This is a genomic window from Bradyrhizobium sp. WSM4874 (genome assembly GCF_055811835.1).
In genome coordinates this window covers 139,436-162,422 of sequence record NZ_JBVVPR010000008.1, presented here as the reverse complement: position 1 = coordinate 162,422, position 22,987 = coordinate 139,436, and the positions used below count along the sequence as shown (strand labels likewise).

17 protein-coding genes and 2 pseudogenes are annotated in these 22,987 nt (G+C 65.2%); 12 read left to right on the top strand and 7 right to left on the bottom strand.

Annotation, left to right across the window (positions count from 1 at the left end):
• Positions 1–301: 301 nt before the first annotated feature.
• From AC0L3P_RS11165 to AC0L3P_RS11155, 3 genes are all read left to right on the top strand, one after another.
• Positions 302–1,432, top strand: coding sequence for a site-specific DNA-methyltransferase (locus tag AC0L3P_RS11165; RefSeq protein WP_007607106.1), 1,131 nt, complete (start codon positions 302–304; stop codon positions 1,430–1,432).
• Between the two features lie 119 nt (positions 1,433–1,551).
• Positions 1,552–1,878 carry a hypothetical protein gene (locus AC0L3P_RS11160; protein WP_473301873.1) on the top strand — a complete coding sequence of 109 codons (327 nt, stop codon included), beginning with the start codon at positions 1,552–1,554 and terminating at the stop codon, positions 1,876–1,878.
• Positions 1,879–2,010: 132 nt separating this feature from the next.
• Complete coding sequence (locus AC0L3P_RS11155) at positions 2,011–2,697, top strand: glutathione S-transferase family protein (RefSeq protein WP_275171571.1); 687 nt, start codon at positions 2,011–2,013, stop codon at positions 2,695–2,697.
• A gap of 57 nt (positions 2,698–2,754) precedes the next feature.
• Here the strand turns inward: AC0L3P_RS11155 and AC0L3P_RS11150 are convergent, their stop codons facing one another.
• The 4 genes and pseudogenes from AC0L3P_RS11150 to AC0L3P_RS11135 all read right to left on the bottom strand — a co-directional run bounded on the left by AC0L3P_RS11150 (position 2,755) and on the right by AC0L3P_RS11135 (position 8,785).
• Positions 2,755–4,764 (bottom strand): HAMP domain-containing methyl-accepting chemotaxis protein, encoded by a 2,010-nt coding sequence (locus tag AC0L3P_RS11150; protein WP_275171570.1) that lies wholly within the window; start codon positions 4,762–4,764, stop codon positions 2,755–2,757.
• Between the two features lie 274 nt (positions 4,765–5,038).
• Positions 5,039–7,582, bottom strand: a pseudogene (locus AC0L3P_RS11145) (HWE histidine kinase domain-containing protein).
• Positions 7,579–8,163 carry a biliverdin-producing heme oxygenase gene (locus AC0L3P_RS11140; protein ID WP_275171567.1) on the bottom strand — a complete coding sequence of 195 codons (585 nt, stop codon included), beginning with the start codon at positions 8,161–8,163 and terminating at the stop codon, positions 7,579–7,581. The pseudogene AC0L3P_RS11145 and the gene AC0L3P_RS11140 overlap by 4 nt, the downstream one beginning before the upstream one ends.
• Positions 8,164–8,341: 178 nt before the next feature.
• Positions 8,342–8,785 carry a nuclear transport factor 2 family protein gene (locus AC0L3P_RS11135; RefSeq protein WP_275171565.1) on the bottom strand — a complete coding sequence of 148 codons (444 nt, stop codon included), beginning with the start codon at positions 8,783–8,785 and terminating at the stop codon, positions 8,342–8,344.
• An 89-nt stretch (positions 8,786–8,874) separates the two neighbouring features.
• On the opposite strand from AC0L3P_RS11135, the pseudogene AC0L3P_RS11130 reads away from it, so the two are divergent.
• A pseudogene (locus AC0L3P_RS11130) lies at positions 8,875–9,794 on the top strand (LysR family transcriptional regulator).
• Positions 9,795–9,993: 199 nt separating this feature from the next.
• On the opposite strand, the gene AC0L3P_RS11125 reads toward AC0L3P_RS11130, so the two are convergent.
• A complete protein-coding gene (locus AC0L3P_RS11125; RefSeq protein ID WP_275171562.1) occupies positions 9,994–10,614 on the bottom strand; it encodes a glutathione S-transferase family protein in 621 nt (206 codons plus the stop codon).
• Between the two features lie 141 nt (positions 10,615–10,755).
• Between AC0L3P_RS11125 and AC0L3P_RS11120 the strand changes: the two genes are divergently transcribed.
• Positions 10,756–12,033 carry a flavin-dependent oxidoreductase gene (locus AC0L3P_RS11120; protein ID WP_275171560.1) on the top strand — a complete coding sequence of 426 codons (1,278 nt, stop codon included), beginning with the start codon at positions 10,756–10,758 and terminating at the stop codon, positions 12,031–12,033.
• Positions 12,034–12,238: 205 nt separating this feature from the next.
• Here AC0L3P_RS11120 and AC0L3P_RS11115 read toward each other — a convergent pair whose 3' ends face one another.
• Together AC0L3P_RS11115 and mutY are read right to left on the bottom strand one after the other, a co-directional pair.
• A complete protein-coding gene (locus tag AC0L3P_RS11115; RefSeq protein WP_275171559.1) occupies positions 12,239–12,661 on the bottom strand; it encodes a PaaI family thioesterase in 423 nt (140 codons plus the stop codon).
• Between the two features lie 68 nt (positions 12,662–12,729).
• Positions 12,730–13,830, bottom strand: a complete 1,101-nt coding sequence (mutY, locus tag AC0L3P_RS11110; RefSeq protein WP_473301923.1) for an A/G-specific adenine glycosylase — start codon at positions 13,828–13,830, stop codon at positions 12,730–12,732.
• A 142-nt stretch (positions 13,831–13,972) separates the two neighbouring features.
• On the opposite strand from mutY, the gene AC0L3P_RS11105 reads away from it, so the two are divergent.
• From AC0L3P_RS11105 to AC0L3P_RS11075, 7 genes are all read left to right on the top strand, one after another.
• Positions 13,973–14,467, top strand: coding sequence for a DUF721 domain-containing protein (locus tag AC0L3P_RS11105; RefSeq protein ID WP_275171557.1), 495 nt, complete (start codon positions 13,973–13,975; stop codon positions 14,465–14,467).
• Positions 14,468–14,594: 127 nt separating this feature from the next.
• On the top strand, positions 14,595–15,269 hold the full coding sequence (locus tag AC0L3P_RS11100) for a DsbA family protein (protein WP_473301872.1): 675 nt from the start codon (positions 14,595–14,597) through the stop codon (positions 15,267–15,269).
• A 218-nt stretch (positions 15,270–15,487) separates the two neighbouring features.
• Complete coding sequence (smc, locus tag AC0L3P_RS11095; RefSeq protein WP_473301871.1) at positions 15,488–18,952, top strand: chromosome segregation protein SMC; 3,465 nt, start codon at positions 15,488–15,490, stop codon at positions 18,950–18,952.
• Positions 18,953–19,064: 112 nt separating this feature from the next.
• The gene (locus tag AC0L3P_RS11090; protein ID WP_473301870.1) at positions 19,065–20,042 is read left to right on the top strand and encodes a small ribosomal subunit Rsm22 family protein; all 978 of its coding nucleotides are present in this window, start codon (positions 19,065–19,067) and stop codon (positions 20,040–20,042) included.
• A 138-nt stretch (positions 20,043–20,180) separates the two neighbouring features.
• Entirely contained in the window at positions 20,181–20,741 is a 561-nt protein-coding gene (locus AC0L3P_RS11085) for a LemA family protein (protein WP_007595027.1), read from the top strand.
• A 32-nt stretch (positions 20,742–20,773) separates the two neighbouring features.
• On the top strand, positions 20,774–21,985 hold the full coding sequence (locus AC0L3P_RS11080; RefSeq protein ID WP_275171552.1) for a M48 family metallopeptidase: 1,212 nt from the start codon (positions 20,774–20,776) through the stop codon (positions 21,983–21,985).
• A gap of 216 nt (positions 21,986–22,201) precedes the next feature.
• On the top strand, positions 22,202–22,954 hold the full coding sequence (locus tag AC0L3P_RS11075) for a P-loop NTPase family protein (protein ID WP_028134861.1): 753 nt from the start codon (positions 22,202–22,204) through the stop codon (positions 22,952–22,954).
• The last annotated feature ends 33 nt before the right edge of the window (positions 22,955–22,987 follow it).

Sequence of the window (22,987 nt, the reverse complement as noted above, 5' to 3'; positions counted from 1 at the left end):
TATTGCCTAGTGCGACAGCATGGCAATGCCAGCAATTTTTTCCGGGCGTCGTGCAATTTTTTCCGAGAGAAATTTGGAGTCTTTTTTGCGCTCTGGCCACTCCCGCAACGCGAACAAACACGAAATACACTGCAAAACACGGCGAATGCGCGGAGCGAACCGCGTGCGAGGCGCGAGGTGAAGGCTGCTCACGAAAGCGGCGGGTTAAGTCGATTTTTACTTTGCCGCTTCAATGTAACGGTCAGTCGGTTGTTTGGTCCCGCGTCGCCGACAGCGTCGCCTGAGTCAGAGTTCTTGAGTCATGGTAGAGTCGCGTCGCGGGGCGTCTGCAAGGGCGCCCCGCACAAATTTTGAGTCTCCTTCGCACAGCATCGTCCTCGGCGATTGCGTCGCCGAGATGTCGAAGCTTCAGGCTGGTTCGGTCGACCTGGTGTTCGCCGATCCACCCTACAATCTTCAGCTCAAGGGCGATCTCAAGCGCCCCGACGAATCCCATGTCGATGCGGTCGACGACGATTGGGACAAGTTCGATTCGTTCTCCGCCTATGACGATTTCACTCGCGCCTGGCTGCTTGCCGCCCGCCGCGCGATGAAGCCATCGGCGACGATCTGGGTCATCGGCTCCTATCACAACATCTTCCGCGTCGGCGCGATCATGCAGGACCTCGGCTTCTGGCTCCTGAACGACATTGTCTGGCGCAAGACGAACCCGATGCCGAATTTCCGCGGCCGCCGCTTCACCAACGCGCACGAAACCATGATCTGGGCCGCGCGCGACGAGAAGGCCAAGGGCTACACGTTCAACTACGAGGCGCTGAAGGCCGCCAACGAGGACGTGCAGGCACGGTCCGACTGGCTGATCCCGCTCTGCACCGGCGAGGAGCGCCTCAAGGGCGCCGATGGCAAGAAAGTGCACCCGACGCAGAAGCCGGAAGGCCTGCTCGCGCGCGTGCTGCTGTCGTCCTCCAAACCCGGCGATCTCGTGATCGATCCCTTCAACGGCACCGGCACCACCGGCGCGGTCGCAAAGCGCCTCGGCCGCTCCTATATCGGCTTCGAGCGCGACAAGACCTATGCGAAAGCGGCACAAGCGCGCATCGCCGCGGTCGAGCCGCTGCCGGAGGCAAGCCTCGCCCCGTTCATGACGGCGCGCGAAGCGCCGCGGGTTGCGTTCTCGGAATTGATCGAGCGTGGCATGATCATGCCCGGCACCAAGCTGTTCGATGCCAAGAAGAAGCTCGGCGCGCTGGTCCGCGCCGACGGCGCCATCATGTTCGGCGACAAGGTCGGCTCCATCCACCGCATGGGCGCAGTGGCGCAAGGGGCGCAAGCCTGCAACGGCTGGACCTTCTGGCATATCGAGACCAAGAAGGGTCTCAAGCTGATCGACGAGCTCCGCGCCGAGATCCGTGCCGGTATGGCGGCGGGGTAGGCTACCCTTCGTCATTCCGTATGCGCCTCCTGGCGCGAGCCCGGAATGACGAGACTGGTTGAACCCGGCGGCCGCCGGGACTACATTAACCGCCTACGCCCCGTCTTGACCGGTCGAGCATGCGACGACAGTCCGAGACATTGCTGCTGGTGCCGCTGCTGCCGATCTTCCTGGTCGGCATGTTTCCGATGTTCCTGATCGCGCTGCTGGGATTTTTCGGCCTCGCCTTGTTCGGCGCGCTCGTGGTCTGTGTCGGGCTCGCCAGCAGCAACGAGGCCCATGACAGCTTCAATCACGACGTCATCGTGCACGGCTACGCGCGCGGATCCGAGCGCGCGGCGCGGGCCTCCGACATGCATATCGCTACCCGGCTCGGGCTGCGCCTGGAGGTCGTGGGCGCGGCAATGGTCATTACGGCGGCGATCGGCCTTTGTTACGCCGGCTGATCTGCGTGACACGCAGATACCGCCCGGCAAACTCGCCGGTTGCCCTCCCCGATAAGGTTCAGGCAAGACAAGGCCGCTTGCGGACATGTTGCTGCCTCCACTCTCGGCCAACAAACACAGGGGAGATGCCCGATGCTTAAATTCTATTTCAACGGCTCGCCGAACCCGACCAAGGTCGCGCTCTATCTCGAAGAGGCCGGTCTGCCCTTCGAGCCGGTGAAGATCGACACCCGCAAGGGCGAGCAGTTCACGCCGGACTATCTAAAGATCAATCCGAACGGCAAGGTGCCGTCGATCGACGACAACGGCACTATCGTGTTCGATTCCAACGCCATCCTGCTCTATCTGGCCGAGAAGACCGGCAAATTCCTGCCCGCCGCCAATGTTCGCGGCGAGATGCTGTCATGGCTGATGTTCATCGCCACCGGCGTCGGGCCCTATTCGGGTCAGGCCGTGCACTTCAAGCATTTTGCGCCGAAAGACCAGAACCACGACTACGCGCATAACCGTTACCAGTTCGAGACCGATCGCCACTACAAAATTCTCGACGGTCACCTCAAAGGCCGCAGCTACATGGTCGGCGACAGTTATTCGATCGTGGACATGGCGCTGTGGGGTTGGGCGCGGATGGTGCCGTTCAAGCTCGGCGACGATGCCTTCGCGCGATATCCGAACGTCAAGCGGCTGGTGGACGAGGTCACGGCGCGGCCTGCGGCGACGCGCGCGATCGCACTGAAGGACAAGTTCACCTTCAAGGCTGAGATGGACGACGAAGCCCGCAGCAACATGTTCAAGCACATGACGACGAAAGTGGCCTGATCGCGGCACGTCGCAATGCGAGGCCACGCGCATGCGCGTGGCCTTTTGCTTTGAGGCTCAGGCGGCGTGGACCGAGTTCAGGAAGTTGGCGACTTCCTGCTTCAAGCGGTTGCTGTCGGCCGACAGCGAGCGTGCCGCCGAGAGCACCTGCGAAGAGGCCGAGCCGGTCTCGGACGCGCCGCGCTGCACGTCGCCGATGTTGGACGACACGAGTTGCGTGCCCTGGGCGGCCTGCTGGACATTGCGGGAGATCTCCTGCGTCGCCGCACCCTGCTCCTCCACGGCGGCGGCGACCGTCGACGAGATCTCCGACAGCCGCTCGATGGTGCCGCTGATCTCCCGGATCGAGCCGACCGACTCCTCCGTCGCGGCCTGGATGCCCGAGACCTGCTGGGCGATCTCACCGGTGGCCCTCGCGGTCTGCTCGGCGAGCGCCTTGACCTCCGAGGCCACCACGGCAAAGCCCCGGCCGGCTTCACCCGCGCGCGCCGCCTCGATGGTGGCGTTCAGCGCCAGGAGGTTGGTCTGGCCGGCGATGGTGCTGATCAGTTCGACCACGTCGCCGATGCGGGCCGCGGCCTTGGAGAGCTCGCTGACGCGCGCGTTGGTCTTGCTCACCTGTCCGACGGCTTCGCCCGCGATCCGCGCCGATTCCTGCACCTGGCGCGCGATCTCCGTCACCGAGGAGGACAGCTCCTCGGTCGCGGAGGCGACCGCCTGCACATTGGCCGAGGCTTCCTGGGAGGCGGATTGCACTTCGGTGGAGAGATCCTGAGCGCGCCTCGCGGTCGCGGTCAGGGTGCCGGCCGAGCCCTCGAGCTCGTGCGATGCCGAGGATACGGTATCGACGATCTCGCCCACCGCCTGCTCGAACTGGCTGGCGAGCCGGGCCATGTCGGCCTTGCGGCTCTCGGCCTGCCGGGCCTCGGTTGCGGTCTGCTCATGGCGCAGCCGTTCGGTTTCGATCATGTTGTTCTTGAAAACGTCGATCGCCTTTGCCATGTCGCCGATCTCGTCGGCCTTGCCGCGCGAGGGGATCTCGACGGCGAGATTGCCCCCGGCAAGCAGTCCCATAGCGCGCGTCATCGAGGTCAGCGGCCCCACGATGCTGCGGGCGGTCAGGAAGGCGACGATCAGTCCGAACAGGACGGCGAGGCCGCCCGCGATCCCCTGTAGCGACGTCGTGCCGTCGATCACAGCATCGGCCGCGGTGCGCGAATCCTTGTAGTCCGTCTTCAAGGCGGTTTCCGTGACCTTGAGTTTGGCGATGCTAGCGGAGATGAGCGGTGCGAGATCCTTGTGGTAGATCTCGTCGGACCGCAGCATCGCGGCGGAGGTCGTTTCGAACGCGGATTTGTAGATGCCGAGGGCGGTCTTCACAGGCGTCAGAGACGAGCGAAGGTCCGCCGCCTGCGGGCTCCTTTCGACGGCTGCCAGCCGCTGCACCGCCCTGTCGACATTGGTTCTGAAGACGGTGGGCCCGTTGGTGTCGCGCAGAGCGAGGAAGCGCCAGTTCGCGATTCGAACCAGCAGGACCCGGGATTCGACGTCCGCGACGAGCGACACCGTGTCGTCATCGGCGGCCGCGCGGGCCACATCGACCAGCTTGGCCATCTTGACGGTCAGCTCTTCGCCACTCGGCAACAGCGTCGCCTTGCCGGTCCGCGCCTCGTTGACGGCGTCGCCGAGACTGTCACGCAGGGTTTTCATTTTGGCGATGTCGGCGATCAGATCGTTGTAGAGCTTCCGCCGCTCCTCCGAGAGGGTGCCCTTTGCTCCGAGTTGCAACAGCCCGGTCGCCGCGGTCTCTCGCTCGGCAGCCTCCCGCATCGCAGGCTCGTTGGCGTCGTAAATGTAGCGCAGATTGGCCCGCTGGATGGCCTGAAGATGGGTCGATATCTCCAGGACGCGCGCCGTGCTGTCCGACAACGTGGAGAGTTTTGCGACCTGATCCTGGACGGAGCGCAAATTCCAGATGGCGACCACCGCCATCACGAGACCAACCGCCACCAAGGCCATGAAACCTGCGTACAGGCGTCCCCTGATCCGCAAACGAAACTTCGGCATTCCCACTGTCCACCCAGATGCATGTCAATTCGAGCGGCCGGCCTAATCCGGCGATTGTCACCGGCCACCCTGGCAGCCGCGCGTCGCGTCTTTCGCGACCCACGCTGCACCGCGACACAATGGGGGACACTCGTTAATTGAACCTTCAAATTTTTCGCGCGCGCATGGGTCAGACGGCCCAACATCTGCTGATTTTATCGGCAGGTGAGCAAGGGCTTGGCGCGAAGCCCGCAGCGCCGTGCAGGCCGCTGCAGCTTATCCGGATGACGATCTGTCAGCTGCCGGCCTGCTGCAATTTGCCGAGCGCGTTTTCGACCACTTCCAGCGTGTAGGGCTTCTGAATCACAGGCGCGGCGGCCAGCTCCGTTGGGATCGGCGCCCGCTCGCCATAGCCGGTCGCGAACATGAAGGGCACGCCGATTTCCGTCAGCTTCTGCGCCACCCTTATGCTGCTCTCGTTGCCGAGGTTGAGATCGAGCAAGGCAAAGCCCGGGCGCGTGCGCTCGATCGCCCGCAGCGCCTGATCGACGCTTGCGGCGGTATCGACATGGCGGGCGCCGAGATCGAGCAGGATGACCTCGGCGGCCATGGCGATGATGAGGTTGTCCTCGACGATCAGCGCCGTGTCGGAAATCCTGGGACGCGAGGATTGCTGTTCTTCTATTCGCATGGCGGCTCCCGCGATGGATGGGACGAGTTCGACGAAGTTGGGGGGAATGACGAACGTTGCTTGCACCCCCAGCAGGTCGAACCGGATTTCGGCTTCGCCCTTGAGGTCGAACGGCACGGAGCGCTCGATGATGGTGGTCCCGAAGCCGCGGCGCGACGGCGGCTGCACCGGCGGACCGCCGGTCTCCTTCCAGTCGATCACGAGGCTCGACGACGGATCGAGCCGCCACGCCACCTCTACGCTGCCGGTGGAATCGGCGAGCGCGCCGTATTTGGCGGAGTTGGTCATCATCTCGTGCACGACGAGGGCCAGCGTCGCGAACGCTTTGGGATCGAGCGCCACGTCGGGGCCGCCCATCTTGACCCGGTCTGCGCGCGCGCCGAGATAGGCGCCTGCCTCAGACTCGAGCAGCGAGCGCAATGCGACCGGCGCCCAGTTCAGATTGGTGATCTGGTCATGCGCGCGCGCCAGGGCCTGGATGCGGCCGCCGAGGACGCCGGCGAACTCCTCGACGGTGGTCGCGGTATCCTTGCTCTGCGCCACCAGCGCCCGGACGAGGCTCAGGATGTTGCGAACGCGGTGGTTGAGCTCGGCGATCATCAACTCCTACCGCTCCTGCGCGCCGCGCCGCTCGCGTGCGGCAAGATCGGACAGTTGCAGGATCACCTCGAGCAGCGTCACCCGCAGGCTCTCGGCAATGCGGATGTCGGCCGCCGACCACGGCTTCGACTGGCCCGCCACCGTCTCCTGCCACAGCTCGAAACTCCTGCGTGGCGTCAGGCGCGGCCCGTTCGGACCCTGGTCGTAGACCTTGTTGGGATCGCCGGCCCAATGGACCGAGCGCGTGACCTCGCGCCGGAAGAAGATCAGGCAATCGCGCGGGGCGCGCGAGATCGGGATGGCGAGAAAGCCCGCCGCGCGGTCGCGGAAGGACTGGCCCGCAGCATAGACCTTGGCGATCTCGGCGCTCGCGAAGATCCGTCCCGGCGACGTCCGATTGATGAAGCTGACGAGTTCCTTCACCTCGTCTTCGGTCGGCGTCTCGCCCTGGAGCACGATCCTGTTGTCGGACCACACCGCCACGCCGTCACACTCGATCATGTTGCGGTAGTCGCCGAGGAAATCGACGATCGCGCGCCGGCTGTGCTCGTGCGAGGCCGCGGTCTCGATCAGCCGCTCCTGCACATGGTGGGCGCGCGCCTCATAGGCGACGTCGCCCTCGCGCTCGCGTCCCTCCACGATCCAGGAGAACATCTGCCCGAACAGCTCGGATGCCGTACGCTTCTCGAAAGAGATGTAGCGCGGCGAATAATGGTGGCAGGCGAACAGGCCCCACAGCTTGCCGTCGCGCAGGATCGACACCGACATCGAGGCGCCAACGCCCATGTTGCGCAAGTACTCGATGTGGATCGGCGACACCGAGCGCAGCACGCTCATCGACAGGTCGAGCAGCCCCGCATTGTGCGTGGCCGTCGACACCAGCGCGGCGGGTTGCGCATCGATGTCCGCGATGATGCGCAGCCAGTTGCGCTGATAGAGAATGCGGGCCTGCCTCGGGATGTCCGACGCCGGATAGTGCAGGCCGAGAAACCGTTCGAGTCCCGCTTCCGCGGCCTCCGCGATCACCTCGCCCGATCCGTCCGGGTGAAACTGGTAGACCATGACGCGGTCGAAGCCGGTCAGCACCTTGAGCTGCCGCGCGGCCTCGCGAGCGAGCTCGGTCATGCCGCGCGTCTTGCGGATACGCTCCAGCATCAGACGGACGAGCTCGCCGGAATTGACGCCGGGCTCGTTGACGCTGGGCTCCGCCTCGACGACGAGATAGGCGCCGGAGAAGTGGATCGAGAGATCGTAGGGCGGCTTGCCAGCCTTAAGCTCGACGCCGAACAGGCGCTCGGTCGCGTCCGGCCCGCTGAGATGATCGACGCGGCTGCGAATGGTCTCGACAGCGGCTTCCGAGATGACGCGCGAGAGCGGCTGCTGGAGCAGGTCGGAGACGTCGGCCCCGAGAAAGCTCCCGACATTGTCCGAGGCCATACAGATCGTGAAATCCGACAGTAGCGTGAGCAGGAAGCCGAACGATTGCACGCTGCCGGGAATGTGGATCGGCTCGCGATCGCAATTGGTGAGATTGACAGCCTCGTTCATGCCCGGTCCGCCGCCTGCTCGAACGCGGCGAAGGCGATGCGCGCCGCATCGATCGCCTCGTCCTCATCGCAAGCCTCTTCGCTTGCGAGCTTCACCAGGAAACTCTGCCAGAGCCGCTTGCCTACACCATGGCTGAGATAAGCGGTGGCTTCGCTGATGCGCGGATCGCCGGCGTCCGCGACCGTCTTCAGCAGGAACTTGGCCCCGAGCCGGGAGCCCTCCAGCACGTACATGGTGCCCAGCACGCCGCTGCGTGTCAGCGGCAGCACGGTCACTGTGGATTGTGCGGCACCACCGAGCCGGCCAAGATCGTCCGCAATCGCAGCGCTGCGCGCCCGTTCCGGCCAGTCCGGAAACATTTTACCGACATCCGCGTCCATCAGCGCGGCTTCGAGCGGCAGCAAGGCCCCGGCGCTGGCTTGCAGGAAACGGCGGTAGCCGGAAAACACGCTGAGATCGAATGACGAAAGCTGCGCATCGAGTTCGCGGTGCGCAGCCGCCGTCGCATCTCTCAGTCGTTCGCGGAGTCCTGGAAAGCTGCGGCCCACCTGTGTAGTAACGTCCGAAACCCCAGCCAGCATGCAATTCCCAAACGCGCGCAATGCCGGGGCGCGATTGCCCCGGAACCGAACGAACGCAGGAGGATTCCAAAGGTTCCGAACCCCTCTGGAAAACCGGGCACGGGCGGCCCGGGCCCGCTCGTCCGCTATGTCCGCCGTAGGGGCTTCCGCAGCTCGTATCCGATCTCCGACCGCGCGCTCAGCTCGCGACCCTCACGGCCGTTTGTGGAAACGGACCGAGGGCCTTCTCGGTCAGCACCGAGTCGCAATATTCCCGGATCTCCTTGATCTTGCCGTCCTCGAGCCGAAACACGAGACAATAGTCGTTGTCGTAGCGCACGCCTTCGGGCGTGACGTTGTCGCCCTTCGCTTCAACGACGACGATATCGCCGTCCGCGATAAAGCGGTGGGCCTCCGTCCGCGTCCGGTCGACAAGGCGGGTCCGCACATAGGCGTGCAGGTCGTTGAGGATCGCCTGTTTGCCCGAAAAGGTGCGCGACCAGGAGTACTGGCCGGTCACGATCCACTTGGCGTCGTCGGCAAGACTTTCGGTGAACAAGGCGCGGTCGCGCGCAGCCGGATCGGGGCTAGCGGCGGCTGCAAAGATATCCTGCATCAGTTTCTTGTTTGCGCTCGCGCTCATGGCGGCATCTCCTTTGTGAGAACACGCAAATTATCGCCGCCGGTGCTAAATTCTTCAAATCGATAGTGGATATGATATCTATTCACCTCATGAATTTGAATTCGCTCGACCTCAATCTCCTGACCGCGCTCGACGCGCTGCTGCGCGAGGCCAGCGTCAGCCGTGCCGCCTTGCGGATCGGTCTGTCGCAGCCGGCGGCAAGTCATGCACTCCAGCGTCTGCGCGACATCTTCGGGGATCCGCTCTTGGTGCGCACAGGCGCGCGGATGGAGCTGACGCCGCGGGCGCAAGCGCTACGCGCACCGCTGGCTCAGGCTCTCGATCAGGTGCGCGGGCTGTTCCTATCGGATGAATTTGATGCGGCGCGCAGCGAGCGGCAATTCCGCCTGATGATGCCGGATCTCGCAGTCGAGCTGTTGATGCCGCCCTTGATGGAAAAGGTGACACGCCTTGCGCCCAACGTCCGCATCGACGTGGTGCCGTGGCGGGGACCGGCGATCTTCCACGCCGAGTTCGCCCGCACCATCGATCTGGTGATTTCGATCGGCAACGCTTTCAAGGGCTTTCACCGCCAGCTGCTCTACACCACAGCGACGCACTGGCGGTGCGGCGCGGCCACCCCACGACCACGAAGCTGAAGCGGCGCGAGACGTTCCTGGCCGCACGCCATGTCGGCGTGATCATCCGCGGCCAGCCGGAGGACCTCATCGACACTTGGCTGCGCACCAAGGGCATCGACCGGCACATCGCTCTCGTCGTCCCGGGTTATCTCGAAGCGCTGCACGTCGTCGCCCGCACCGACCTCGTCGCCTTCGTGCCGCGCCGGCTGATCGCGGCGCTGTCCAAGCAGCTCGGCCTCGTCACGGTGACGCCGCCGCTCGACCCCGGGATCGACGAGCAGTTCATGTTCTACCCGACCCGCGCACAGATGGACCCTGGCTCGATCTGGCTCAGGCGGCTGATGTTGGAGACGGGACGGGAATTGGAGAAGAAAGGGCTCGCTGGATAGGACGCAACTTCAAAGCAAATGGTGTCGTCCCGGACAAGCGCAGCGAAGCGGAGCGCCGATCCGGGACCCATAACCACAGGACGTGGTTTGGCGAAGACTTGCGATTGTCAGCTTGCGTCACAACTTCTCCCTGTGGTTATGGGTCCCGGGTCTGCGCTGACGCTTGCCCGGGACGACAGGGGAATATGTTGCCGCGCTCCTACGCCTTCTGCGCGTCCATCACCTTGCGCACGGCAGGGCGATCGGACATGCGCTTGAAATGATCGGCGATCTTCGGCGTCGCGTTGATATCGACGCTGTCGCCTTCGAGCCAGGTCGACAGGGTGTAGAGATAAGGATCGCAGATCGTGTACTGCTCGCCCATCACCCAGGGTCCCTTGTACATCTTCTGCTCGATCAAGGAGAAGCAGGCGCCCATGGTCTTCGGGATCATCGCCTTCATGTCGGCGAACGAGCTCTCTTCGCTCGCCCAGCGTGCGCCACGCATCTTGTGGGCATGGTTGATGTGCACGGTCGAGCAGAGATAGGAGTTGAACGACTGCACCTGGGCGAAGTCGAAGGGATCGTCGAGCGGCGCCAGCTTCGCCTTGGGGAAGGTCTGGGCGAGATAGGCCAGCATCGCCGGGGTCTCGGTCAGGACGCCGCGATCAGTCACCAGCGCGGGCACGCGGCCTTTCGGGTTGATCGCGAGGTACTCCGCGCTGTTTTGCTGGTTGGTCTTGAAGCTCAGCCGCTCCGCCGCGTAGTCGGCGCCGGCTTCTTCCAGGGTGATATAGGTGGCGAGCGCGCAGGTGCCGGTGGCGTAGTAGAGCTTGAGCATGTCGGACCTCATGGGAAAGCCGGAAGGTAACGGCTGCGGGCCCCGAGGTCCATAGCACAGCGTTCTCAGCGCTCTTGTTCTTCGCAGTTGCCCACCGGCGCCCGGCTGTGCCAAGACGCCCTGAGTTGGAGGGGCTTTCCCATGACCGTACTCATCGCCGGTGGCGGCATCGGCGGGCTGACGCTTGCGCTCAGCCTGCACGGAATCGGCATTCCCGTAAAAGTGTTCGAGAGCGTCGCCGAGCTGCGGCCGCTCGGTGTCGGCATCAACGTGCTGCCGCACGCGGTGCGCGAGCTGATCGAGCTCGGCTTGATGGACAAGCTCGATGCCGCCGGCGTGCGCACCCGCGAGTTGGCCTATTTCTCCAAGCACGGCAAGCCGATCTGGAGCGAGCCGCGCGGGCTGGAAGCCGGCTATAAATGGCCGCAATTTTCGATCCATCGCGGCACGCTTCAGCAATTGCTGCTCGACACCGCGATCGAGCGCCTCGGCCGCGACAACATCCTGACCAGCCATCATCTGACCGGCTGGAGCGAAACCGCTGACGGCGTGCGCGCCGATTTCATCGACAAGGCCACCGGCAAGGCCGCGGGGACCTACGACGGCACGATCCTGATCGCCGCCGACGGCATCCATTCCGCCGTGCGAGACAAACTCTATCCGAACGAAGGTCCGCCGATCTGGAACGGCCGCATCCTCTGGCGCGGCGTCACGCCTGCAAAAGCCTTCCTCAGCGGTCGCACCATGATCATGGCCGGCCACGAGATCCTGAAATTCGTCTGCTATCCGATCTCGAAGGAACCGGACGCCGCGGGCAACCATCTGATCAACTGGGTTGCCGAGCGCCACATGCCGCCAACTTATCAATGGCGGCGCGAAGACTATAACCGCACCGCGCGGCTGGAGGAGTTTCTGCCCTGGTTCGAGAGCTGGCAGTTCGACTGGCTCGACGTGCCCGGCCTGATCAAGAACTGTCCGCACGCCTATGAATATCCGCTGGTCGATCGCGATCCGGTGTCACAATGGACTCTCGGCCGCGTCACGCTGATGGGCGACGCCGCGCATCCGATGTACCCGATCGGCTCGAACGGCGCCTCGCAGGCGATCCTCGATGCCCGCACCATCACCCGCGAGATCCTGGCGCACGGCCCGACGCAAGCGGCCCTGCTCGCCTATGAGGCCGAGCGGCGGCCTGCAACCACCAGTCTCGTCCTGCTCAACCGCAAGAACGGCCCCGAGCAGGTGATGCAGCTCGTCGAGGAGCGCGCGCCGGATGGCTACAAGGTCGTCACTGACGTGCTGTCGCAACAGGAGCTCGAGGATGTTGCCGCCAACTACAAGCGCGTCGCCGGCTTCCAGGTGGAAGCGCTGAATGCGAAGCCGCCGATCGTGGGCGCGGGTGCGCGCGCGACGAAATGAGTATTCGCACGAAGCGAGACGCACGTTGATGCGCCCTCGCCCCTTGCGGGAGAGGGCAGCGGCGCCGGTAGACGCGGACTCACTCAGGTGAGGGGTCTGCCTCCGCGAAGCCAACCCGCATTAGAACTTGCTGAACCAACCCCTCATCCGGCGCTTCGCGCCACCTTCTCCCGCAAGGGGAGAAGGAAGAAAGAGTCCGCGGCAGCTATTTGCCCACCACCCTCGCCGCTTCGAGCAGCCGCTCGCTCGCGGTCGCCGTCGCCAGCAGCGTGCCGTCCTCCGCCGTCAGCCTGGCCTCGACGAACGCAATCGTCCTGCCGAGCTGCGTCACCTTGGCCTCGCCGATGATCGGCCCGGGCTTCGCGGGCGCGAGGAAATTCACGGTCATGCTGATGGTGGTGGTGTAGAGCCGGCCCTCGCTCATCACCAGCACGGCGGGGCCCATCGTGTCGTCGAGCATGGCCGAGAGCATGCCGCCCTGGATGAAGCCGGCCGGATTGCAGAACTCCGGCTTGCCGTCGAAGGCGAGCTTGATCCAGCCTTCCCCGGGACGGGCGTCGAGCAAGCGCCATCCGAGCAGCTCGGCACAAGGCGGCCTGGGAAAACTGTCGAGCGCGGTCTTGATCATGGGAGCCTCCGTTGCCGGCCACAGCTAACGCAGCCCTGCTGCCAGCATGTTGTCAGCAGGATGGGCAGCTAGGGGTCCAATCCACGCGCAATCACCTTGCGCATGACGTTGGGCAATGCTTCGTCGGCGAGAGTGGCAATGGGCACCCAGCGCATGCCCGCGGGTGCCCGCGTCCGCGCTTCCGCCCTGCCCGTGTAGACCACGAGCTCCAGCGGAAAATGCGTGAAGACGTGGGTGACCACGCCTGCCTTGCGGTGCCAGCGCGACAGCCCCTTCAGCGCGGGCGCCTGCTGTTTTGCCTTGGCATCGTCCTGCCCGGCCAGCCAATCCGATCCCGGTACCTCGGTCATGCCGCCGAGCAGACCCTTTTCGGGACGGCTGCGGACGAGAAGCTCGTCGCCGCGCGTGACAACGAAGGCGGCGCCGCGCCGTAGCGCGCCGCTCTTCTTCGGCGCCTTGCGCGGAAACGTTTCCTGCGTTCCCAGTGCGCGCGCCGTGCAGTCCTCGTTCAGCGGGCACAGCGAGCAGGCCGGCTTTTTCGGCGTGCAGATCGAGGCCCCCAGATCCATCAGCGCCTGCGCGCTATCACCGGCGCGAGAATCGGCGAGCAGCGTCGCAGCCAACTCCTGAATCAGCGGCTTGGCCTGCGGGAGCTCTTCTTCAACTGCAAAGAGCCGCGAGACCACGCGTTCGATATTGCCGTCGACCGGCATGGTGCGGCGGTCGAACGCAATCGCCGCGATCGCTGCCGCCGTATAGGGCCCGATGCCCGGCAGCGCGCGCAGGCCCAGTTCGGTGTCGGGAAAGGTGCCGCCGTGCTCGCGCGTCACCGCGACCGCGCAGGCATGGAGATTACGAGCGCGAGAATAATAGCCGAGCCCGGCCCACATCCGCAGCACGTCGTCTTGCGAGGCCCGCCCGAGCGCGGTGACATCAGGCCAGCGCGCGACGAATTTTTCGAAATAGGGCCCGACCGCCTTCACCGTGGTCTGCTGGAGCATGATCTCGGACAGCCAGACGCGGTAAGGGTCGGATGCCTCGCCGGGTGCAGCGCGCCAGGGCAATCGGCGTCGGTGGCGGTCGTACCAATCGAGCAGCGCGAGCGGGCGCGGCGAGGTCTCCGGCTGAATTGGTTCCGATTTCGCCTTGAGGGCGGATTTGGGGCTCATGTTCGCACTGTAACGGCAATGCACCGATCTCTCCACGTCATGCCCACGCTCGTCGCGGGCGTCCACGTCTTTCTTCGCGGCCAAGAGCTTGCCTTCGCCGCCAAGAGCCTGTGGCGGACGCGCCGGAGTGCTATAAGGTCCCATGTCCAAGCTTCGCCCCATCAAACCCGGTCCCATCAGCGCCAAGCCGCTGTCGCTCCTGCTCAACGACGTCTTTGCCGAAGCCTATGCCAAGCAGGGATTTGCCGCGCGCGAGCTGGTGACGCGGTGGGCGCAGATTGCCGGGCCGGAGATCGCGGCTCATGCCGAGCCGCTGAAGATGCAATGGCCGCGGCCGGTCGAGGGTCAGCCGCAGGAGCCGGCCACGCTGGTGCTGCGGGTCGAGGGGCCGATGGCACTGGAGATCCAGCACTCCGCCGATGTGATCCTGCAGCGGGTCAACCGCTTCTTCGGCTGGAGCGCGGTCGGCAAGCTGGCCTTCCGCCAGGCTCCGCTGTCGCGCGCTCGCCGGCCGACCCGGCCCAGCCCCCCGGACGCCAAATCGGTGGCCGAGGTGGCCGAGAGCCTGGGTGACATCGAAGATGAACAATTGAAGTCAGCGCTGGCGCGCCTCGGGGCCGCCATCAAGCGAAATTGAGCCTTATTCTGCGGCCAAACTGGACCTGTCCTTGCCGCTCGCCATTGCCTCAAACGACGTTTCAAGCTAGCGACAGGCCGTCTGAACGCGAATTTCGGGCGACACCACGCCAATCCGGGAGCCGACCTTGATCATCACCCGCCGCGCCTTCACGTCGATGCTGTCGCTGACCGGGCTTGCCGCGCTCGCCGGGCTCTCGCCGCTGCGGTTCATCTCCGATGCCATGATCCCTGAAGCAATGGCGCAGGCGGCGCCTGGCGACGTGGCCAAGCCGGTGTCGCTGCCCGACATGGCGCTGGGCCCGAAGGACGCCGCCGTCACCATCACCGAATACGCCTCGATGACCTGCCCGCATTGCGCGGCTTTTAATGAGCAGGTGTTTCCCAAGATCAAGTCGGAATACATCGACACCGGCAAGGTGCGTTACATCTTCCGCGAGTTCCCGCTCGACATCAAAGCCGCCGCCGGCTCGATGCTGTCGCGCTGCATCGCCAATGGCGACGCGCCGAAATACTTTGCCGTCACCGACATGCTGTTCCGCCAGCAGAACGACTGGGTGATGAAGAACACCACGGAGACCCTGACGCGGATCGGCAAGCAGGCCGGTCTCACCCAGCAGCAGGTCGAGGCCTGCCTGAAGGACCAGGCGCTGCTGGACAAGATTGCCGCCGACCAGAAATATGCCAGCGACGTTCTGAAGGTCGATTCGACCCCGACGTTCTTCATCAACGGCGAAAAGATCAAGGGCGAGACCTCGTTCGAGGAATTCGCCAAGAAGATCAATCCGCTGCTCAAGAGCTGATTCGCACCGCACATTCCCGATTCGCATCTCGATAGCCGTATCTTTCCCGGCATAAATCCCTTGGGAAAAACGGCTTTCGCCGGTTGCCCTCGCGGCGCACCGCGGCCATTGTCCGACCGCATGAGGCGCCCTCGCGCGACTCGCCCGGATAGCGACACTGCCTTCCATGGTATTGTCCCGGCAGGGGGATTCGCGCCTGCCAACAGAGATGCGTGCTTATGAAAATCACCCGCCTGCGCCTTCACGGCTTCAAGTCCTTCGTTGAGGCCACCGACTTCGTCATCGAGCCCGGCCTGACCGGCGTGGTCGGCCCCAACGGCTGCGGCAAGTCGAATCTGGTCGAGGCACTGCGCTGGGCGATGGGCGAGACCTCCTACAAGTCGTTGCGCGCCGCCGACATGGACGCGGTGATCTTCGCCGGCTCCGGCAATCGTCCCGCGCGCAACCACGCCGAAGTGACGATGACGATCGACAATTCCGATCGCACCGCGCCGGCGGCGATGAACGACAGCCAGCTTTTGGAAATTTCCCGCCGCATCGAGCGCGAGGCCGGCTCGGTCTACCGCATCAACGGTCGCGACGTGCGCGCCCGCGACGTGCAGATTCTATTCGCCGACGCCGCCACCGGCGCGCGCTCGCCGGCCCTCGTCCACCAGGGCAAGATCGGCGAGATCATTCAGGCCAAGCCCGAACAGCGCCGCCGCGTGTTGGAAGACGCCGCCGGCGTCGCCGGCCTGCACGCCCGCCGCCACGAAGCCGAGTTGCGGCTCAAGGCGGCCGAAACCAACCTCACCCGCGTCGAGGACGTGATCGGCCAGCTCGCCGGGCAGATGGAAGGCCTGAAGAAGCAGGCCCGCCAGGCCGTCCGCTATCGCGAGGTCGCGGCCAAGGTCCGCAAGGCCGAAGCAACCCTGTTCCACCTGCGCTGGATCGGCGCCCATGCCGACGTCAACGAGTCCGGCCAGACCCACGATCTCGCGGTCCGCGAGATGGCCGAGCGCACCCAGCACCAGGCCGAGGCGGCCCGCATCCAGGCGATTCGCGCCGCCGAAATGCCGGCGCTGCGTGATGCCGAAGCTCGCGCCGCGGCGGGGCTGCAGCGCCTGACCAACGCCCGCGAACTGCTCGATCGCGAGGAAGAGCGCGCCAAGGAGCGCGTCGCGGAGCTCGAGCGGCGCCTCGCCCAGTTCGAAGGCGACATCTCGCGCGCCCAGCAGCAGACCATGGACGCCGATGTCGCGCTGCAGCGCCTCGACGCCGAAGATGCCGAGCTGAAGGAAGAGATCAAGTCGCGCGTCGAGAAGCGCTCCGGCGTCGATGAGCGTGTCGCCGAAGCCGAGGCGGTGCTGACCGAAACCGAGCAGCAGTTCGCCGAGCTCACCACCGCGCTCGCCGACCTCACCGCCAAGCGCAATCAACTCGAAGCCAACGTTCGAACCCACCGCGACAAGCTCGCCCGGCTCGACCAAGAGATTTCGAACGTCGCGGCGGAAGAGCACAAGCTCACCGAGGAGACCGGCGGCTTCGGCGATCTCGACGAGCTGACCGCGACCGTCGAGAACGCCGAGCAGACGCTGGCAGCCTCGGAAGCCGCGGCTCAAGCCAGCGAAGCCGCGCACGTCGTCGCGCGGCAGACGCTGGAATCCTCGCGCTCGCCGCTCGTCGAAGCCGACAAGCGCGTGCAGCGGCTCGATACCGAGGCGCGCACGATCTCCAAGATCCTCAACGGCGAGACCAAGAATCTGTGGCCGCCGATCATCGACGGCATCACCGTCGACAAGGGATTCGAAAAGGCGATCGGCGCAGCGCTTGGCGACGATCTCGACGCCCCGGTCGATCCGTCCGCGCCGATGCGCTGGACCAATGCCGGCGTCACCGACGGCGATCCGGAACTGCCCGAAGGCGTCGTGCCTCTCGCCAGCCACGTTCAGGCCCCGGCCGAGCTGACCCGCCGCCTGGCGCAGATCGGCGTGGTGCCGCGCGAGCGCGGCGCCGAGCTGGTCTCGCAGCTCAAGACCGGCCAGCGGCTGGTCTCGCCCGAAGGCGACGTCTGGCGCTGGGACGGTTTTGTCGCAGCCGCCCACGCGCCGACCGGCGCAGCACGGCGGCTTGCCGAGCGCGCCCGCCTCATCGACATCGAGAACGAGCTGGAGCAGGCCCGCATCGACGCGCAGATCAAGCGTCAGGCGCTGGAGAACGCCGAAGCCGAGCTGCAGATGGCCGCCAGCACCGAAGGTGCGAGCCGCGAAGCCTGGCGCGCCGCGCAGCGCGAGCTCAACGTCGCGCGCGAGCGCCATGCCACGGTCGAGCGCGAGATCAGCCGCCACGCCGCGCGCAAGGCGACGCTGTCGGAAGCACACAGCCGTCTGGCCGCCGACCGCGCCGAGGCCGAAGCCGCCTACGAATACGCCGAGGCCGGGATCTCCGAGCTGCCGTCGAGCGAGGACACCGAAACCCGTCTGGCCGCCGTCCGCAGCGACATCGAAGGTCATCGCCGCATGGCCGCCCAGGTCCGCGCCGAGGCACAGGCGCTGGCGCGCGAAGCCGAGCTGGCCGACCGCCGCGTGCAGGCGATCCTCGCCGAACGCACCGAGTGGCAGAACCGCAAGGAGAGCGCGGCCTCCCACATCGACACCATCCAGACCCGCATCACCGAAGTCTCGATCGAGCGCAGCGATCTCGAGAACGCGCCGGCCGTGTTCGCGGAGAAGCGCAGCGCGCTGATCACCGAGATCGAATATGCCGAAAACGACCGCCGCATGGCCGCCGATGCGCTCGCCAGCGCGGAAAACGCGATGGCCGAAACCGATCGCGTCGCGAAGCTGACGCTCGAAGCGCTCTCAAGCTCCCGCGAGGCCACCGCCCGCGCCGAGGAGCGCATGGAAGGCGCGCGGCGCCGGCTCGAGGACATCGAGCGCGAAATCTGCGACATGCTCGAGGTCGAACCGCAGGCCGTTGCCGGCCTCGCCGAGATCGAACCCGGCACGGAGCTGCCGCCGCTGCACGACATCGAGGAAGACCTCGAAAAAATGCGCCGCGATCGCGAGCGGCTGGGCGCGGTCAATTTGCGCGCCGAGGAAGAGCTGCGCGAGGTCGAAACCCAGCACAACGGCCTGGTCACCGAGCGCGACGACCTCGTCGAGGCCATCAAGCGGCTGCGCCAGGGCATCCAGAGCCTCAACAAGGAGGCGCGCGAGCGGCTCCTGACCTCGTTCGAGGTCGTCAACAACCACTTCAAGCGCCTGTTCGTCGAGCTGTTCGGTGGCGGCGAAGCCGCGCTGCATCTGATCGAGAGCGATGATCCGCTCGAAGCCGGCCTCGAAATCATCGCCAAGCCGCCGGGCAAGAAGCCGCAGACGCTGTCGCTGCTCTCCGGCGGTGAACAGGCGCTGACCGCGATGGCGCTGATCTTCGCGGTGTTCCTCACCAATCCCTCGCCGATCTGCGTGCTGGACGAAGTCGACGCGCCGCTCGACGACCACAACGTCGAGCGCTATTGCAACCTGTTGCACGAGATGACCGCCTCGACCGACACGCGCTTCATCATCATCACCCACAACCCGATCACGATGGCGCGGATGAACCGCCTGTTCGGCGTCACCATGGCCGAACGCGGCGTCTCGCAACTGGTGTCGGTGAACCTGCAAGAGGCGGTGGACATTCTCGACCAGAACGTGGCGTGATTTTTGGGACGTCATTCCGGGGCGATGCGCAGCATCGAACCCGGAATTTCGCGCCACCATTTCGAGATTCCGGGTTCGCGCTACACGCGCCCCGGAATGACGACGAATTAAGATGATCTCGCCCGCGCTTCCCGCTGAGCTAAAGGCCGCTCTCGACGGCAAGCTGCAGGGCTTTTCCCGCACCGATGCTGCGCAGCGATCGCAGAAAATCTCGACCACCTATCGTACAGGCGGTGGCTCCGGCACGATCAAGTCGGAGGCCGATGCGCTCGCCTATGCGCTTGCGCGCATGCCGGCGACCTATGCGGCGGTGGCGGCAAGTCTGAATGCGCTGACCGAGATCGCACCGGACCTCGCTCCGGAAACGCTGCTCGACGTCGGCGCAGGTCCGGGCACCGCGAGCTGGGCCGCGGCGGAGGCGTTCTCCTCGTTGCAGGATTTCACCCTGCTCGACGCCAACGCCACCCTCAGCCGTCTCGCGCTCGAACTGGCCCGCGACAGCACCCGTCTGGCGGATTGCCGCTATCTGCCGGGCGATGCCGGCGCGAACCTCGCCGAGGTCTCGCAAGCCGATCTCGTCGTCGCGAGTTATGTCATCGGCGAGCTCAGTGAGGGCGATCAACGCAAGCTCGCGGAAATGATGTGGGCGAAAGCGCGCCACGCGCTGGTCGTGATCGAGCCCGGCACCCCCGCCGGCTACGGCCGCATCCTCGCTTTGCGCCAGCAACTGATCGCGGCGGGCGCCTATGTCGCCGCACCCTGCCCGCACGAAAAGCCGTGTCCGCTGACGGCGCCCGACTGGTGCCATTTCTCCCAGCGCCTGCCGCGCTCGCAGGCTCATCGCCAGATCAAGGGCGCCGAGGTGCCGTTCGAGGACGAACGATTCATCTACGTGGCGCTGACCCGTACGCCGCCTGCAACCCGCGGCGCGCGCGTGCTGGCGCCGCCGGATCTCGGCAAGGCCGAGATCACGGCCAAGCTCTGTAGCGAGCAAGGCGTCGAACTCGCCAAGGTCCCGCGCCGCGACAAGGCCGCCTATGCAAGCGCCCGCCGCTGGCGCTGGGGTGATGCCGTCCTGTCCGAAAGTTAACCTCCTCCGGCGCTTTCGCCTTGAACTCGGATAGTCCCTCATCCGACCAAATCCTACCTCCCTTCTGCGCCGGGGCTCTCGCTCCGCGCCAATTTGGTCTAGGCTGCGCCCGCCTTCTTCCCCCTTCAGGAGTTCTCCATGTCGACCGGCTGGATCGTCCTCGGCGTTATCGTCGTCCTCGTGTTCTTTGCCTTCGCCGCCTACAACCGGCTGGTGGCGCTGGGCCAGCGCGTCGGCCAGGCCTTTGCTGACATCGACGTGCAGCTCAAGCAGCGTCACGATCTGATCCCGAACCTGGTCGAGACCGTGAAGGGCTACGCATCGCATGAGCGCGGCACGCTCGACGACGTCATCAAGGCGCGTAATTCGGCGATGTCGGCGCAGGGACCGGCGCAGGTGTCCGCGGCCGAGAACCAGCTCTCGGGCGCGCTCGGCCGACTGATTGCGCTCTCGGAGGCCTATCCCGACCTCAAGGCCAACGCCAATTTCCAGCAACTCGCCAGCGAGCTGTCCGACCTCGAGAACAAGATCGCGGCCAGCCGCCGCTTCTTCAACAGCGCGGTCCAGGAATACAACACCGGCATCCAGCAGATGCCGGCCGCCTTGTTCGCCGGCATGTTCGGCTTCACCAAAAAGGACTTCTTCGATCTCGGTGCCAGCCGCTCCGAGGTCGAAGCCACGCCGCAGGTGAAGTTCTGAGTTGAGCCGATAGGCCGGCAGGGCATCGCGTCATGGCCGCGTATGGTCTCTACACGCACATCGCCTCGAACAAGTTTCGTTCGATGCTCCTGCTCGCCGGCCTGTTCGCGCTGGTCTATGTGCTGGTCTACGCCGGCGCGCTGATCGCCGAAGTCGTCATCAACGGCGACGAGACTGTCGTCCATTATCTGAGACGCGCCTTCTATGACCTGAAAGTCGCCGCACCGGTTGCGACCCTCGTGGCAGCGGCCTGGATCGCGATCGCTTATTTCTTCCACCAGTCGATGATCGATGCGGTGACCGGCGGCCACGACGTCACCCGGCAGGAGGAGCCGCGGCTCTATAATCTGCTCGAAAATCTCTGCATCTCGCGCGGCATCACGATGCCGAAGCTGAAGATCATGGAGAGCCCGGCGCTGAACGCGTTCGCGACCGGCCTCAACCCGCGGCAATATTCGATCACCGTTACCACCGGTCTCCTCAATGCGCTGAACGACAACGAGATCGAGGCCGTGCTGGGCCACGAGCTGACCCACATCAAGAACGGCGACGTGCAGCTCATGGTGGTCGCCGTCATCATCGCAGGCGTGGTCGGCTTCTTCGGCGAACTGTTCTTCCGCCTGTTCACGAATTTCAGCTGGAGCTCCGGCTCCGGCGGCTCGTGGTCGTCAGGCTCCTCCTCGTCGTCACGATCATCCTCGTCGTCGAGTGACAGCAAGAGTTCCGGCGGCGGCGCGGTGATCGTCATCATCATTGCGATCGTGCTGATCGTGGTGGCCTGGCTGTTGTCGCAGGTGGTGAAGCTCGCGCTGTCGCGCTCGCGGGAATATCTCGCGGACGCGGGCTCCGTCGAGTTGACGAAAAACCCGGACGCCATGATCTCGGCCCTGCGCAAGATCGAGAACCGCGGCGAGCTGCCGGGCGCAACCTCGGCGGTGATGGAGCTCTGCGTCGACAATCCGCGCGAGGGTTTTGCCGATTTGTTCGCGACCCACCCCTCGGTGCAGTCCCGGGTCGACGCGCTGGTCAAGTTCGCCGGCGGCCATGATCCTGGCCCGCTGCCGTCTCCCGCCGACGAGGCCGAGGAGCCAGACACGCAAGCCGATCGGCAGGACACCCCACCGCCGCTGCGTCAGGGTCCCTGGAACGACGCCAGCGGCGCGACCAGTCCGCCGCCCGTGCCCGCACCCAGCCCCGCCGGAACCGCCACCAGCAACCCGATAGGTCCTTGGGGCCGCCATTGAGCGTGATTTGACGCCACGCGCGGCAGGCCTCGTCGCGATTGGGAAAAACCTCGGGAATTGCCGTAACTGGGGCCTGCGGAATTGAATTCTCCCTTGTTTCTGCCATGTTCGCGCCCAACAGCAGGCATGGGACATCCTCGGGACATCCTTGGGACATCGATTTGGGGCCCGGCCGATTGCGACTTCGCGATCGGGGGCGCGCGTTAGGGGACAGCAATGGCAAAGCCGGCAGTGGTTGTGGTGGGCGCGGACAAGGGCGGGGTCGGCAAGACCACGGTGTCGCGGACCTTGCTCGATTATTTTTCCGCCAACAACGTGCCGACGCGCGCCTTCGACACCGAGTCGCCGCGCGGAACCCTGAAGCGCTTCCACCCTGACATCACCGAGATCGTCGACATGACGACGACGTCGGATCAGATGAAGATCTTCGATACGCTGAACGCGACGAGCCCGTCGGTCACCGTGATCGACGTCCGCGCCGGTCTGCTGTCGCCGGCGCTCGCCTCCTTGCGCGACATCGGCTTCCTCGATGCCGCCAAGGCCGGCCAGATCACCTTTGCCGTGTTCCACATCCTCGGACCCTCAATCGCCTCTCTGGACGAAATCGCCGAGACCGCAGGCTTCATGACCGGTGCCAAATACTTCCTGGTGAAGAACTTCATCAACGACACCCAGTTCTTCCAATGGGACCAGGCGACCTATAATTCCTACTTCCACCGCATCAAGGATGCGACCGAGCTGACCATCCCCAAGCTCAACGAAATGGCCTATGAGCAGGTCGAAGTTTCCTCCGTCCCGTTCCTGAAATTCGTCGCCAACAAGGGCATCAACGACGAGGCCGCGAACTATTCGTTCGTGCTGCGCGGGTATGTCCGGCATTGGTTGGCGAACGTCTGGAGCGAATTCGACCGGATCCGGCTGACCGACATCGTCGGCTCCAAGCCCGTCACCCGCAACAGCGAAAAATAGTTGCGCAAGCCGGGCGGATACGGCTGGATTGGT

What these genes read in the sequence shown, in the direction of transcription:
- AC0L3P_RS11160 (WP_473301873.1), top strand. Translation starts at nt 1,552, where the DNA reads ATGCGACGACAGTCCGAGACATTGCTGCTGGTGCCGCTGCTGCCGATC.
- AC0L3P_RS11165 (WP_007607106.1), top strand. Translation starts at nt 302, where the DNA reads ATGGTAGAGTCGCGTCGCGGGGCGTCTGCAAGGGCGCCCCGCACAAAT.
- AC0L3P_RS11150 (WP_275171570.1), bottom strand. Translation starts at nt 4,764, where the DNA reads ATGCCGAAGTTTCGTTTGCGGATCAGGGGACGCCTGTACGCAGGTTTC.
- AC0L3P_RS11080 (WP_275171552.1), top strand. Translation starts at nt 20,774, where the DNA reads ATGGCCGCGTATGGTCTCTACACGCACATCGCCTCGAACAAGTTTCGT.
- smc (WP_473301871.1), top strand. Translation starts at nt 15,488, where the DNA reads ATGAAAATCACCCGCCTGCGCCTTCACGGCTTCAAGTCCTTCGTTGAG.
- AC0L3P_RS11105 (WP_275171557.1), top strand. Translation starts at nt 13,973, where the DNA reads ATGTCCAAGCTTCGCCCCATCAAACCCGGTCCCATCAGCGCCAAGCCG.
- AC0L3P_RS11085 (WP_007595027.1), top strand. Translation starts at nt 20,181, where the DNA reads ATGTCGACCGGCTGGATCGTCCTCGGCGTTATCGTCGTCCTCGTGTTC.
- mutY (WP_473301923.1), bottom strand. Translation starts at nt 13,830, where the DNA reads ATGAGCCCCAAATCCGCCCTCAAGGCGAAATCGGAACCAATTCAGCCG.
- AC0L3P_RS11135 (WP_275171565.1), bottom strand. Translation starts at nt 8,785, where the DNA reads ATGAGCGCGAGCGCAAACAAGAAACTGATGCAGGATATCTTTGCAGCC.
- AC0L3P_RS11090 (WP_473301870.1), top strand. Translation starts at nt 19,065, where the DNA reads ATGATCTCGCCCGCGCTTCCCGCTGAGCTAAAGGCCGCTCTCGACGGC.
- AC0L3P_RS11140 (WP_275171567.1), bottom strand. Translation starts at nt 8,163, where the DNA reads ATGCTGGCTGGGGTTTCGGACGTTACTACACAGGTGGGCCGCAGCTTT.
- AC0L3P_RS11115 (WP_275171559.1), bottom strand. Translation starts at nt 12,661, where the DNA reads ATGATCAAGACCGCGCTCGACAGTTTTCCCAGGCCGCCTTGTGCCGAG.
- AC0L3P_RS11075 (WP_028134861.1), top strand. Translation starts at nt 22,202, where the DNA reads ATGGCAAAGCCGGCAGTGGTTGTGGTGGGCGCGGACAAGGGCGGGGTC.
- AC0L3P_RS11120 (WP_275171560.1), top strand. Translation starts at nt 10,756, where the DNA reads ATGACCGTACTCATCGCCGGTGGCGGCATCGGCGGGCTGACGCTTGCG.
- AC0L3P_RS11125 (WP_275171562.1), bottom strand. Translation starts at nt 10,614, where the DNA reads ATGCTCAAGCTCTACTACGCCACCGGCACCTGCGCGCTCGCCACCTAT.
- AC0L3P_RS11155 (WP_275171571.1), top strand. Translation starts at nt 2,011, where the DNA reads ATGCTTAAATTCTATTTCAACGGCTCGCCGAACCCGACCAAGGTCGCG.